The organism is Methylomicrobium agile (genome assembly GCF_000733855.1).
Classification (GTDB): Bacteria; Pseudomonadota; Gammaproteobacteria; order Methylococcales; family Methylomonadaceae; genus Methylomicrobium; species Methylomicrobium agile.
Genome location: NZ_JPOJ01000001.1, coordinates 2,360,212 through 2,373,260, shown reverse-complemented (window position 1 = coordinate 2,373,260; position 13,049 = coordinate 2,360,212). Strand labels below are relative to the sequence as shown.

15 protein-coding genes and 1 tRNA gene are annotated in these 13,049 nt (G+C 56.0%); 8 read left to right on the top strand and 8 right to left on the bottom strand.

From position 1 onward, the window contains the following. The first annotated feature begins 250 nt into the window (after nucleotides 1-250). From CC94_RS0111200 to CC94_RS0111160, 8 genes are all read left to right on the top strand, one after another. Nucleotides 251-337: transfer RNA gene (locus CC94_RS0111200), tRNA-Leu, on the top strand. A gap of 651 nt (nucleotides 338-988) precedes the next feature. Then, the gene (locus tag CC94_RS0111195; RefSeq protein WP_051040461.1) at nucleotides 989-1,447 is read left to right on the top strand and encodes a C40 family peptidase; all 459 of its coding nucleotides are present in this window, start codon (nucleotides 989-991) and stop codon (nucleotides 1,445-1,447) included. Between the two features lie 312 nt (nucleotides 1,448-1,759). Further along, the gene (locus tag CC94_RS23745; RefSeq protein WP_169740953.1) at nucleotides 1,760-1,942 is read left to right on the top strand and encodes a hypothetical protein; all 183 of its coding nucleotides are present in this window, start codon (nucleotides 1,760-1,762) and stop codon (nucleotides 1,940-1,942) included. A 76-nt stretch (nucleotides 1,943-2,018) separates the two neighbouring features. Next, the gene (locus CC94_RS0111185) at nucleotides 2,019-2,354 is read left to right on the top strand and encodes a phage holin family protein (protein ID WP_005369856.1); all 336 of its coding nucleotides are present in this window, start codon (nucleotides 2,019-2,021) and stop codon (nucleotides 2,352-2,354) included. Between the two features lie 252 nt (nucleotides 2,355-2,606). After that, nucleotides 2,607-2,786, top strand: a complete 180-nt coding sequence (locus CC94_RS0111175; RefSeq protein ID WP_005369854.1) for a hypothetical protein — start codon at nucleotides 2,607-2,609, stop codon at nucleotides 2,784-2,786. Between the two features lie 57 nt (nucleotides 2,787-2,843). Then, entirely contained in the window at nucleotides 2,844-3,152 is a 309-nt protein-coding gene (locus CC94_RS0111170; RefSeq protein WP_005369853.1) for a hypothetical protein, read from the top strand. 29 nt (nucleotides 3,153-3,181) lie between these two features. Continuing rightward, on the top strand, nucleotides 3,182-3,781 hold the full coding sequence (locus CC94_RS0111165; RefSeq protein ID WP_005369852.1) for a c-type cytochrome: 600 nt from the start codon (nucleotides 3,182-3,184) through the stop codon (nucleotides 3,779-3,781). A gap of 2 nt (nucleotides 3,782-3,783) precedes the next feature. After that, entirely contained in the window at nucleotides 3,784-5,277 is a 1,494-nt protein-coding gene (locus CC94_RS0111160) for a cbb3-type cytochrome c oxidase subunit I (protein WP_005369851.1), read from the top strand. A gap of 353 nt (nucleotides 5,278-5,630) precedes the next feature. Here CC94_RS0111160 and CC94_RS0111150 read toward each other — a convergent pair whose 3' ends face one another. The 8 genes from CC94_RS0111150 to CC94_RS0111110 form a co-directional block, all read right to left on the bottom strand. Continuing rightward, nucleotides 5,631-6,473, bottom strand: a complete 843-nt coding sequence (locus CC94_RS0111150) for a sulfite exporter TauE/SafE family protein (protein ID WP_005369850.1) — start codon at nucleotides 6,471-6,473, stop codon at nucleotides 5,631-5,633. A 9-nt stretch (nucleotides 6,474-6,482) separates the two neighbouring features. After that, a complete protein-coding gene (locus CC94_RS0111145) occupies nucleotides 6,483-8,936 on the bottom strand; it encodes a heavy metal translocating P-type ATPase (RefSeq protein WP_005369849.1) in 2,454 nt (817 codons plus the stop codon). 248 nt (nucleotides 8,937-9,184) lie between these two features. Continuing rightward, nucleotides 9,185-9,790, bottom strand: coding sequence for a hypothetical protein (locus tag CC94_RS0111140; protein WP_005369848.1), 606 nt, complete (start codon nucleotides 9,788-9,790; stop codon nucleotides 9,185-9,187). Between the two features lie 95 nt (nucleotides 9,791-9,885). Beyond that, nucleotides 9,886-10,074, bottom strand: a complete 189-nt coding sequence (locus CC94_RS24735; protein WP_236994373.1) for a hypothetical protein — start codon at nucleotides 10,072-10,074, stop codon at nucleotides 9,886-9,888. A gap of 345 nt (nucleotides 10,075-10,419) precedes the next feature. Beyond that, a complete protein-coding gene (locus CC94_RS23075; protein WP_005369835.1) occupies nucleotides 10,420-10,599 on the bottom strand; it encodes a heavy metal translocating P-type ATPase metal-binding domain-containing protein in 180 nt (59 codons plus the stop codon). A gap of 331 nt (nucleotides 10,600-10,930) precedes the next feature. Beyond that, nucleotides 10,931-11,128, bottom strand: coding sequence for a hypothetical protein (locus tag CC94_RS0111120; RefSeq protein WP_005369833.1), 198 nt, complete (start codon nucleotides 11,126-11,128; stop codon nucleotides 10,931-10,933). A 298-nt stretch (nucleotides 11,129-11,426) separates the two neighbouring features. Next, nucleotides 11,427-12,467: an ATP-grasp domain-containing protein gene (locus tag CC94_RS0111115; RefSeq protein WP_245619743.1), complete on the bottom strand. Its 1,041-nt coding sequence runs from the start codon at nucleotides 12,465-12,467 to the stop codon at nucleotides 11,427-11,429. A 200-nt stretch (nucleotides 12,468-12,667) separates the two neighbouring features. Beyond that, nucleotides 12,668-12,937: a hypothetical protein gene (locus CC94_RS0111110; protein ID WP_031430865.1), complete on the bottom strand. Its 270-nt coding sequence runs from the start codon at nucleotides 12,935-12,937 to the stop codon at nucleotides 12,668-12,670. Nucleotides 12,938-13,049 lie beyond the last annotated feature (112 nt).

The window sequence follows — 13,049 nt, the reverse complement described above, 5'->3', positions numbered from 1 at the left end:
TCCAGTCTCCAATGCCGTCAAGTTAAGGTATTAGGCCGAGTAACCCTGAAAAGTTGACCATTTGCAGGTACTTAGCTCAGGCGGAACCAGCCTGCCGGGTTCCGCCGAACGATTCGTCGAAACTCGTAAACGGTTCCGACTTACAGGTTGAATCTCCATTTGCCCACAGCTGGCGTCCTCCCAGAAAAAATACCGTCCTGCCCTAGTTTATTTTCGCAATTCTTATATAATACCCCGCTCATCAAGCGATGCCTCGGTGGCGAAATTGGTAGACGCAAGGGACTTAAAATCCCTCGGTGGAAACACCGTGCCGGTTCGACTCCGGCCCGAGGCACCAAATCGCAATTTCAGGCCGTCTCATACGGCCCCAGAACCCGCAAGCCACAAGGCTTAGCGGGTTTTTTATTGGCTTGTGTTGCATTATAGCGTTTCACCGAATGCCAACAAATTGTTGGTAGATTTGTTGGTATCATGACTTACCCCGTACGCCGATACCAACAAAACCGCCCCGAACCGAAAGATGACGGGAGATGAAACCATGCTAACCGACACCCAAATCCGAAACCCATAAGGCGGAACCGGCTTGCCGGGTTCCGCCGGATGAGATTCTGCTGCAGAAGGGTGGAGTGCTCGGCATGGCGGCGGTCGCCTCGGCAACTGCTCCTGCATTGCCCTCGATCGTTGGTTCCATACGCGATCTATCTCCCTCATCCGTGGGGTCGTACCTCCTGCCTTCATGCAGCCGTGACGGCATCGGCCCTACGCAAGCTAACCGGATCATTCTTGCGCCCAACCGATAGCCGTAGCGTTCTTTCTCAGGTAAACTATTGATCCAGCGAAGCTATTCTGACGGACTGATGAAATCAGCTCAAGCGCATGAAGCCCGCTTTTACCGTTTTGCAATGACGGAAAAAGCGATTGCCCCCGTTTAACGATCCGTTCAATCATCCGCCTGCCGGAAAATATTGTGCCCTATCGTGCGTTTTTGATGCCCATTTACAATACGGTCGAAAGCATTATCGACGGATGCCGCAACAGAGTCGCTCCCGAAATTGGCAGCGTGCTCTATTGCGATCTGGCTTTTGGCTATATGGATCATTCCGGTATTTATATCGGCGATAACAAAATCGTCCATTTGAATCGACATGGAAAAATTCAGGTCACCACGCCCAGAGGTTTCATCAACGGCGGCACGGCGATCCATATCTATGTGTCGTGCCGCAACGGCGTTTCGATCGGCTCTTATCTTTCCGCGGAACGGGCCATCTCGATGGTCGGCGCCTCTAGAAGGTACCATGTGCTGCTGAACAACTGCCATCAGTTCAGCTGCGGCTGCCTGACCGGCAATTTCGATAATACCGACAACTATCTGTGGATGCTGAAGAAAAGGTCCGGCGAACACTTAAGGGCCAATACCTGGAGATATTGGGACATTGACCTTTTCTAAGGGTAAGCGGGCGTTTTCGGGCTGGCGAACCGGATCTTCGCCCGTATTCGAGCGAGCCGCCAACCGCTTGGCCCATCCCTTTCAAAGTCTCCATCCTCCGCTGGGTGCGTTAACGCACCGACCTGGCAGGGTTTTACGTTCAGAGTGTTTCCAGATTGCGGTCCGCCCTATTTAAAGGCATGCTCGCCAAGCCTGCGCATTAGCCCAGGTAGTTCTCCCATCTACACGAACCGGATTTCAGGCTTTTTGTCCTTGAAAAGGTAATGGATATGAATAGGATTTTTTTCTTCATTGTTACCCGGAAAATCGATATTGGCGGCTCCGATCGTTTTATCCTTATCAGGCTGTCCGCTCACGGTAAACCTGAACGTGGCGACGGATAAACCCATTGCGCTGAACATGACTGTCGACAAACCGATCGATGTAAAACTCGATGCCGGGGTTGCCGTCACTAAACTGCCGCCCGTAAGAGTCACGATGGGTAAAAAAGATTGAATAGTTATAGAAGCATATCGGTAAAGAGAGTGATTTTTTCTGCCGATTTCCTGTTCGAACCTAAACGGAGGTCGTTATGATGGCGTTTCTGGCACACCTGATCCTGACGGCAGCCTTGCTGCTGCTTGTCGCCCACTTCGTCCGCGGCGTTCAAGTGGAAGGCTGGGGCTCGGCGCTGATCGGCGCGCTCGTTCTCGGCATCGTGAATGCCGTCGTACGGCCGCTGATGGTCGTGCTGACCCTGCCCTTTACGATTCTCACCTTCGGGCTTTTCCTCCTGGTGATCAACGCGTTGATGCTATGGCTGGTTGCCGGACTCGTGCCCGGTATCCGCATCGAAAGTTTTTGGGCCGCTCTGATGGGAAGCGTGCTGCTGACGCTGCTCAATCTCGCGGTTGAAATCCTCGTGTAGAGGAACGGACGGAACGGCCGAAGTGATGGGTTAATTTCCCCTTCATCCCGCTCCGCCTTGCTCGCCCGAACACCGGACTAACCGCTCACTCCGGCGCCGCCGCATCCAATAGCGATCTTCACGGGCCCGTAAAACAACTTAAACCCCATTATAGCCTTTAGCGCTTGCCCTCGTTGCGTCGATTCCTGAGTTGTCGATCGGGAAAGCATGCTCGCGTAAATCGAGTCGATGAAGCGAAGGAAGCCAAGCTTCATGCCGCCGATCGGCAGCCGCAGCAAGATCGTCAAGCGGCCCATGATCCATTATCACGACGAATTGCCGAACGATACGGCGATCGATCCGCGCAGAAAACCCAATAGATTCACCGAATTCCTGCAAGACTACCGGCCGATCGACGACAGGAAAATCTTAAATTCGATCGGTAACACTTAACTTTTTGTGGTTATTAGTGTTAAATAGCCGCTGCCGACTGACTGGGAGAAACGAAGCATGATCGAACCGGTGGCCTTGTCCGATTTTTTTATCGTGTTTTTCAGCGGTGCGCTGATTATCTTACTGGCGGCACTTTATGCGGCGCTGTTCGCCTGGGGAAAACTGCAGGGCGGCGCAGGATTCCGCTACGGTTCCTGGCTGACCTACGGGCTCTTGCTGGCCTGCGTGGCGATCTTCGCGAAAGTTCTGCATCTGGAAGGGCACTGGAAAATCCTGGCCGTATTGATGGTCGTCGGCTATTGGTGGATGCCGCGTTTGATATGGCGCTTATGTACGGCCACGCACGCACATGAATCCGGACGATAACTCTAAAAAAATAAAAAATCGGAGGCGTTATGAACGAACCACTTCCCTTCTGGGCTTCGGAAACGTTTTGGAAAAAAACCGCTATCTGGGTCACCTCGGGCTCTTTCGTCCTGTTGATCCTGCTGACTTTCGACTCGCTGGCAAAAATTTCCGCCGGCGGTTCGAGAGTGCCGGCCTATAGCGTCATCAACAAGGACATCAGTTACCGCTTCGACAAACAGTTGCAGCGCTACCAGCCGGTAATCCTCGGCGATGCGCCGCTGTTCGGCAAAATGCTGAGCGAGACCGAAGCGGAGCAGCTAGTGGCGCTCGGCAAAAAAACCACCCAAGCGAAAAACTGTATGAATTGCCATACCCTGCTCGGCAACGGCGCCTATTACGCGCCGGACCTGACCAAGGCTTGGCTGGATCAGGCGTGGGGCGGAGCCGGCCGTGAAACGGCGATGGCGCAGTTTCTGCTCGATCCGGAAAAATACGCCCACACTTACGGCTCCAACCGGAAAATGCCGAATCTGGGCATCACCGAAGAAGAAGCGCGCGGCGTCGTAGCCTTTTTGAAATGGATGTCGGCCATCGACACCAATGGGTTCCCGCACAACTTTAAAGCCATCGGCGCAGAGGAGGAATGATCATGGCGATTCAAGCGTATCAAGACAAAGCCGCGGCATTATATGCCGGTTTACGTTCCCGCTACTCGGTCTTCATGGCCAATCCCCATTTGACCGGAGGACAGAAACTGGCGGTGCACTATTTTACGGCCGCCGTCGTCCTGTTCATGGCGCAGTTGCTGTTCGGCCTGTTGGCCGGCCTGCAGTTCATCTGGCCGGGATTCCTGTATGAAGTCCTCGATTTCAACGTCAACCGGATGGTTCACATCAACGCGATGATCGTATGGATGCTGTACGGCTTCATCGGCTCGGTCTACTGGTTTCTGGAAGACGAAAGCGGCGTGCCGGTCGTCGGCCTGAAATGGGGCCAACTGGCATTCTGGGTGCTGACCGGGGCGGTCGCGCTGGTGGTGCTGGTATATCTCCTGGTGCAGGTCGGCAGCGGCAACGACACCTCGCTCTGGTTCATCAACGAAGGCCGCGAATATATCGAGGCGCCGCGCTGGGCCGACATCGGCATCGTGGCAGTGATGCTGGTGTTCTTCTACAACGTCGCGGCGACCTTCGCCCAGGGTAAATGGTCCGGCATCGCCGGCGTGCTGACGCTGGACCTGGTCGCCCTGGCCGGCCTGTACCTGGCCGGAATGTTCTACGCCACCAATATCAGCGTCGACCAATACTGGTGGTGGTGGGTGATTCATCTCTGGGTCGAGGCCACCTGGGAAGTGCTGGTCGGCTGCATCATGGCCTGGAGCCTGATGAAACTGCTCGGCGTGCGCCGGCAGATCGTACAGACCTGGCTGTATATCGAGGTCGCGCTGATGTTCGGCTCCGGCATTTTGGGCTTGGGTCATCACTATTTCTGGATCGGCACGCCGGAATACTGGTTCACGATCGGCGGCTTTTTCTCCGCGCTGGAGCCGATTCCGCTGGTCGCGATGGTGGTGCATTCGGTTTACGATTCCGGCGTACATAACTTCAAAAACGGCAATCATCCGGCGCTGGCCTGGATCATCGCGCATACCTTCGGTAACTTTTTGGGGGCCGGCGTCTGGGGATTCATGCACACGCTACCGCAAATCAATCTTTACACGCACGGCACGCAATGGTCCGCTTCGCACGGCCATCTGGCCTTCTTCGGCGCCTATGCGACGATCAATATCGCCTTTTTCTATCTGGCCGCCCAGCAGGCGCGCGGCAACTGCTGGATGGGCGGCGGGCTGGCGAACGGCTGGCGCTGGAAATGGTCGCTGGCTTTGCTCAATCTGGGCGTGATGGGCATGACCGTCGCGCTGCTGATCGCCGGCTACGAGCAATCCTTCATCGAACGCGCGATCGAAGGCTCGACCTGGACGGCTTATTTCGACGCGCAAAACCATCCCTGGTTCGTGCAGGCGATGGTATGGCGGGTGATCTTCGGATTGATGACGATCGCCGGCGGCGGCTTGCTGTTCTGGGATTTGCTGGCGATCGGCAAAGCCGAGACGAGAAAAGCCGCGGTGATTAATCTTGCGTGACCGTTTTTATGGGAGATTCGGCCGGCAACCGCGCCGGCCGCTTCTTTCCGGACTCCGGCAGAACTTTCCGCTTCCGGAACTATTTGCAGGATTTCCGAAAAACCGGCAGGAAAAACCGCATAACGCGTGGATAGTCCGATACAGCTACCGATCATCGTCCGACGGCCGTTCAGAACCATCCTCCATCGCGGCGCCTCCGCGTTAGACGCCCTTTGCCCAGCGACGGGAAAACGCTCCACGAAGGTAGGGTTCATGCGTCGGTTGCCCCCCAGAGCACAAGCTGTTGTAGGGTACGCTGTGCGTACCATTGGAGGGTGAAAAGGTACGCACAGCGTACCCTACAGTTGATACAACTACATGTTCTGAATATTGCCGACCAGATCGCCGAAATACGCGACCAACTGATACAGATAAGCCATCAACTCGTTCACCCAGGCCTGCAGCATGACATAGTGGTTATGATGCTTGAAATTCTGGTCCAGATAAAAGCTCAAGCCCCGGTAAAAAGTGTTGATACCCATCACCACCATGACCATCGCGGCGGCTCTGTACATCCTCCCGCGAAGGTCTGCCTGGATTCTGCCGAAAGCAAGGCTGATAAACAGCATCATGGGCAGGGTGCCGGCGCCGAACGCGAGCATCAGCGTGCCGCCGCCGAGAACGTTCGGGGCGGTGACCGCTTTTACCGCCATCGCAAAGGTCAACGGGCACGGCATCATGCCGTTCAATAAGCCCGCCAGGAGCGCACCGCCGAGGGGGCCTTGCCGCCGGGAGGCCGCATAGCCTTTGCGCAGCCATTGCACGGGCAACAGGCGCAACGCGCCTTGCCGGGGCAGCCAGCCCAAAATGCCGAGCGCGAGGCCGATCACCACAAGACCGATCAGCATCTGTAAAATGCTCTGGATTTTGCCGAATACTCCGCCCGACACCAGCACCACGCCGAGCAGCGCGGCGGCGATGCCGATCAGGCCGTAAACCGAGATGCGCGCAGCCTGATACAACAGATACGGCCAATACGAGCGCTGTTTGCCGGCGTTCATGAAATAGCCGGACACCAGTGCGCCGCACATGCCGAGGCAATGGCCACTGCCCAAAAAACCCGCGACGAAGGCGAGTGTGTAATCGAAGCCGCCGGCTGCAGCAGCGGCCTCCGCCATGCCCTGCATCGCGGCGTGATCCATCATCGAATGATCCATGCCGAAAACCTACTTTTTACTCAAGCGCAGCGAATTGAGCACCACCGAGAGCGAGCTCAACGCCATCGCCAGGGAGGCGATCATCGGATTCAGCTTGCCGACCGCCGCGACCGGAATCGCCACGGTGTTGTAGCCGAAGGCCCAGAACAGGTTCTGCTTAATGATACGGATCGTATCGGTGCTCAATTCGATCGCATCGGTCACTTTGCCGATGTCGCCACGGGTCAGCGTCATGTCGGCCGACTCGATCGCAATGTCGGTGCCGCTGCCGACCGCAAAGCCGACGTTCGCGGCGGCCAGCGCCGGCGCATCGTTGATGCCGTCGCCGATCATGCCGACCTGCTTGCCTTCGTCCTGCAGGCGCCGGATGATCGCAAGCTTCTCCTCCGGCTTCGCATTCGCGACGATGTCGGCGATGCCGACTTTGCGGGCAATGAACGCGGCGGTCTTTTCGGTGTCGCCTGTCGCCATCACGGTTTCCACGCCGAGCCGGTGCAGGCGCGCGATCGCCTCGGCCGCATGCTCGCGCGGCCGATCGGCGATCCCGAATACGGCTGCTTCCTGATGATCGACCGCCATGTACACCGGCGTCTTGCCCTGCTCGGCGAAGTCCCCGGCCGCCGCTTCCAGATTCCGCACATCGACCTCGCGCTGGCGCATCCAGGCCAGATTGCCGAGCAGCAGGGATTTGCCGTCGACGTCAGCTTCGATGCCGCGGCCCGGCTCGCTGTAAAAGTGCGAACATTCGGCCGGGCCGATGCCCCGTTCGTGAGCGTATTCGACAATTGCCTTGCCGAGAAAATGTTCGGAGTTGTGCTCGGCGGAGGCGGCCAGCATCACGATCGTTTCCTCGCCGAGGCGCGAGACGTTCGACAGATCGCTGACTTTCGGCCTGCCTTCGGTGATCGTGCCGGTCTTGTCGAACACGATCACGTTCAGTTTCGCCGCCACCTCCAGACTTTCGCCGTTGCGGATGTAAATGCCTTTCTTTGCGGCTTGGCCCGTGCCGACCATGATCGACGCCGGCGTCGCAAGACCCAGCGCACACGGGCAGGCAATCAGCAGCACCGTAATCGCATTGCCGAGTGCAAAGCCGAACGGCGCACCCAAGGCCAGCCAGCCGGCAAAGGCCAGCCCGGACACCGCCATCACTGCCGGCACGAATACCGCCGAAATTTGATCGACCTGTTTCTGGATCGGCAGTTTGGCCGACTGCGCCTGATCGACCATATGCACGATGCCGGCCAGCACCGTATCCCTGCCGACCGCGGTCGCGCGAATGCGCAGCACGCCGTTGCCGTTCACGCAGCCGCCGATCACTTGATGGCCCACGTCTTTGATCACCGGCAGGCTTTCGCCCGTTACCATCGATTCGTCGACCGTCGAGATGCCCTGTACGACCTCGCCGTCCGTCGGGATTCTTTCGCCGGGCCGCACCAGAAGTATGTCGCCGACCTGAATGTTCTCGACATCGACGATGATTTCCTGATCGTCCCGGAGCAGAGTCGCGGTCTGCGGCTGCAGATCGACCAGTTGCCGGATCGCCTCGCCGGCCTTGCCTTTGGCGCGTTCTTCGAGATAACGGCCGAGCAGCACGAACACGATGATCGCTGCGGCTGCTTCGAAATACATGTGGCCGCGGCGCTTCAGGAATGACGACAAACTGAAGGCATAGGCCGCACCGACGCCCAGTGCGATCAACGTATCCATATTCGCCGCCCGGTGCCGGGCGAGCCGGAAAGCCTTGTCGAAAAACGGCTTGCCGGCGCCGAACACGACCGGCGTCGCGAGCGCGAATTGCAACCAGTGCAGCGGGCGCGACTTGGCCATCGCCATGCCCAGAATGACCACCGGCGTACTCAACGCCGCCGACCACAAAAAACGCCGCCAGGCCGACCGGATGCGGGCTTGCTCCTTTTCGATCAGCTTCTTGCGCTGTGCCAGGGTATCCATCGGATAGGCTTTGTAGCCCAGACCCTCTATTTTTGCCGAAACCTCGTCCCGGTCCAATTGTCCCTGCACAACCAGCGTTTCGGTCGCAAAATTCACGCTGGCCTGCTTGATTTTCGGGTCGCGGTTAAGCACCATTTCGATCAGCAGCGCGCAGGAGGCGCAGGTCATGCCCTCGATCGCCAGATCGACTTCCCTCATTTCGTTCGAGAAATCGCTCTTTCGACGCGGGCCGGCCGAGCGGGGCCTGCTGACCAGATTGCCGAGCACCGTATCCAGCATCAGCAAGAGATTCGCCTTCGGCAGACGGTTCGAATCGAACTCGATCACGACCGTGCCCAGCGCGGGAGTGGAACGCGTCTTTTTGATTTCGGCGCGCTTTTTGAGCAGAATTTCGAGGATGTAACAGCGCTCGCCGTCCTTTCTCAGCATGGGCGCTTCGATGCGAACCCGTCTTTGCAGTTGATGCGCTACTCGAAAATGTTTATAGGCTGGCGATGCGTCAGAGCTCATGAGTCACTCCCGTACTTGTTTTCAGTTACTTAGGATTGGGTCGGTCATCACTTTCCCCCTGTTTCCCCCGCCAGGTGCTCAGCGTGATATACCTTTTGCCCACTTGGGTTATCCTCAAAAGGGCACAAGCCGATGTAGGGTACGCTGTGCGTACCTTTTCAACTCCCGTGGTACGCACAGCGTACCCTACAGCTGAAAATCATTACAGAGAAAGGGATTTTTAGCCACATCCTCAGGAAAAAGCGCCCTTACCTCGGCCGGCGCGAGCGCATCAACAGATAAATCATATAAAACACCGCCATCCATTCGTAACGGTACTTCAGCGGCCGGGGAATCCACTCCTTGGTGATGTGATCCCAGTGCAGCCGGATCAGAAACAGCACCAGTACGTCATTCAGAAAATCGATGACCATTTTTTCCGGATCCTTGAAAAACTTACCGGGCTGAGTGAGTCCCTTGCCGACGATCTTCGCCGCCTGCAAAGTTTCCCTGGCATCGTCGTATTTGCGGCCGAACCAGCGGAAGGCCTGCAAATTTTTGAACCGATCGCCGACTCGCTGCCTGGCGGCCTGAAGGATTTTGGGCTTGACGGCGGCCAACACGTCTTTCTCCAGGTCGCCGACGATCCGGAATAACAATCGGCACAAACCCACGAAATCATGCACCGTTTCCTGATAACGGATGGCCAATTTTTTCTGGCTGCGATAGACCTTGACCCGGTAAATGCCGTCCACCGCCAGCAATTTTCCTGTCAACGCATCCGCGGCCCCTGCCGTACAGAACGCCGAGGGTATTTCAAAACGAACGTGTTCCGAGCCCCGATAGCGCAAAATAAACTCTTTTTGAATAGTCATAGTCAAAAATACCCGGATAAAAAACGGGTGATTTCCGAACCCGAAGAAATCACCCGTTTCTGCGAAAATGGGGAAGAAAAAAGCCCTGCGCCGGCTCAGCTCTCTTCTTTGGTTTCGGCGACGATGTCTTCCAGGTTTTCTTTTTGCTGCAATACAAAATCCTTGCCGGAATCGAGCGCCTTGTTAGCGGACGCGATGATTTGCTTGCGGTATTTGTATACATAAACACCGGCCACGACGCCGGCGCCGAATACCAGAACGGGATATTTCGCTAATTTGCTCATCAGTTTTGCTCCTGTGTGAACGGTAACGGAAGCCATTGAGCCTTTCATAATTTCCTTGCCCATGGAATTCTTTGTTTTACTCATTTCCTTCATCATGTCCTTGCCATGTACATGCGCCATCACGAGACTCCTCTTGAATTGAATCCAGCCTCACCGCTCAGGTAATGCCGCGCGGCAGGGTGACAAACGGTTTAAATTTTGTTTTTGCTAAAAAACCTGTGTTAGGGATAAAAAGCCTTGAATTCCGGTCTAGCGCTGATGTTTATCCTGAGAACCTGAACACGAAGGGTCTCGCCAATCCAAATCCGGAATTTCGCCAGACCGGACTCTACCTTAAAGAGCGTTTCAAACGTTGGGATCGGGCTCGTCGGCAACGGTGAGTGCTTCGTCTTCATGCAGTACTTGGTAGATACCCCTACACCCTTCGCAGCAAAACGCTTTGTCCCCTTCTTTCGTGCGCCACTTGAAATCTTGGTTCAATACCGGCAACCCGCAAAGATCGCAGGCCTTATCGTTTTCGCTCATGATAATATCAATTTATTATTGGATATGAAAATGCTACTAAACTCGGCAACAAGGCGCAATGTATTTATAAAAATTCCGAGGGGAAATAATAAAAAACCGATTCACTGAAACCGTTGCGGAGGGCGAATCGGGCGAGTATGTATGACGATAAATAGCTGCGGATAATTCGTTACGCGGGCTGTAACTTCCCCTCCTATCCGGATAGCCTACCTAATCAACCAACGCAGGGGCTCTTTTCAAACGTTAGCGGCATGGCCCGGCCGCCCGATTTGGCCTGCGAAGCGATTGCGCCGTTCCTAAATCGACGATTTCGACCTCCGCAGCCCGAATACTAACGTCTAATCGCCTGATTCCCGGCTTTCATCAGCGCCATCCTGAGCGCACCGGTCAGACTTGCGCCCAAGCCGATGCGGGTTGCCAGAGCGGGAATCAAAATCATCGATGCCAATGCGAGCCCCGTTCCTACCAATAAGGCGCCGTTGCCGCCGGAAGACTGGGAGAGGGTGTGTTGTGCTAATTGTTGGTTCATTGCTGCAACCTCCAGGGAGTGGTTCTTCCTTAACTAGAAGCACAATCAATGCCAAAACTTCAAGGAAATTCCAAATTTTCGCGCCGTTTGGTACAAACACCGTAATACATTGATTTTACTGCGCATGATGCCGCTCTATCCGGACCGGATCCTTACCGCCGTCCGTTATCGTTGCCGGATGCCCGTTTCCCATTGCCTGCTTTTCCGCTGCCGTTATGTGATCTGACCTATTCGGGCCGCGTTAAATAACATAGTTTATTTAACCCTTGAAAAGTCAGAGTTAAAGACTGTTATCCGTTCAAACAGTTAACCGGATTTTTGCAAAACCGCCGTTTTCGGTCCGCAAGTTGGTTACCTGCCCTTGATAAATCCGCGCGGCCGCGCCGAGGATGCGGTCGCGGTATACGAACAGCCGGTAATCGGTCTTGAATGCCTGTTGAGGCGCGCCCGGTGTCATCGACGGGTGAATCCGGCGCTGGATCAACGTGTTCTCCGGATCAAGCTCGGCCAGTTTATGCCGGGTCAGCTTTTCGCCCACATACACCCCCCGGCTTGCATAGCCGGTATCGGGTTTGAACACCCATTGCTTACGGGTCCGCCAAGCCTCATCGGCCGTCAGTTCCCTTAACAGCAAGGTTTCAGGTATCGTTTCCGCCAGGATGGAAAGCTCCGCATCCGCAAGCCCGAAGCCGCGCATGAGGACGGGCCGACACCACAGCATCATCCGGCGCTTGTCCGCCAGCAAGCCGTAAGCGCGGGGATTCGGGCTCAGGCACACCTGCCTTTTCAGATAGGCCTCGCGTATGTGATCCAGCGGGGAAGCGTTCAAGTAAAAATCGCAGTGCCGGTTATAGATCATCTCGACCGGCTTGCCGCCGAGAGAGAGTCCGGATGCTTGCGTTTCGATCGCTTCGGGCGGGGCGATCACCGCCTCGATGCCGGCTTTTTCAAACATTAAGACGAAAATCCGCATTTCGGAATACAGCGGTTGCCCGGTCGGATTTTCGTCGAGGATCACAATCCTTTCGGGGCGCGCCGCCGCATTCCTCCGAAAAAGGCCATAGTCGTCACAAAAGGTTTTGAGCAGCTTCGAGCCCACCCGCGCGGAAAATTCGACTGCCATAGGGTCATGACTCAGGTTTGCGTACCATATCCCGCCGGCATTGGTGTTCACTTCGATCAGCTTCGGCCCCGTTTCGGATACATGAAAGTCATACCCCATCATGACCGCCTGATTGCCCGGATCGAAGCGGGCGCTGGCCGGCAGCAGGCTTTCCAGATAATTTCGATAGCCGGCATTTTCGCTCAACTTGTATAACAGGCGGACAACGTCGATCATGCGCCTTAAATCCCGGCGGGATAAATCGGCGGGATAAGGACTGATAGGCAATGATGAGGGGGACATACCTGTCGGCAGGATGGCGATCAAAAATGAAGAAAGGTGCGCATTCTATCGGAAAATGCGCGAACGGGCTCGGGAAGTTGATGCCGGCCGGATTCAATCCGGGGCAGACAAAATGTTAGAAAAAAAGCCTGCCCTCATGGATCCTCGGACTGGAAAGGCAACAGGTTTTTAGTCTGATGCTGAATCTGTCTGGCCGTGCGGATAATTTTTTTACGGTGCCGGTGCGCATACGCGCCTGCCGCCATCCCGAGGCCAAAGACCAGCAGCGGGTAGCGGGCGGCGCGATGGAGCACCTCGGTGGCGATCTGGGTGCCGACCGTAATCAGGCCCAACTTGATCAGGGCGTCGGTTTTGGTGCCGGAATCTTCCTCAGTGAATGTCTTATTTTTGTGTTCGCTTTGCATGCGGTTTCCCGTGATTGATGATTGCCAAAAGGTACGCGGCAGAAGGCGCTTAGCCGGCAAGCCGCTTGATCTGCGCCAGCAAGGCCTCGCTGTCCATATAGCCGACGATCCG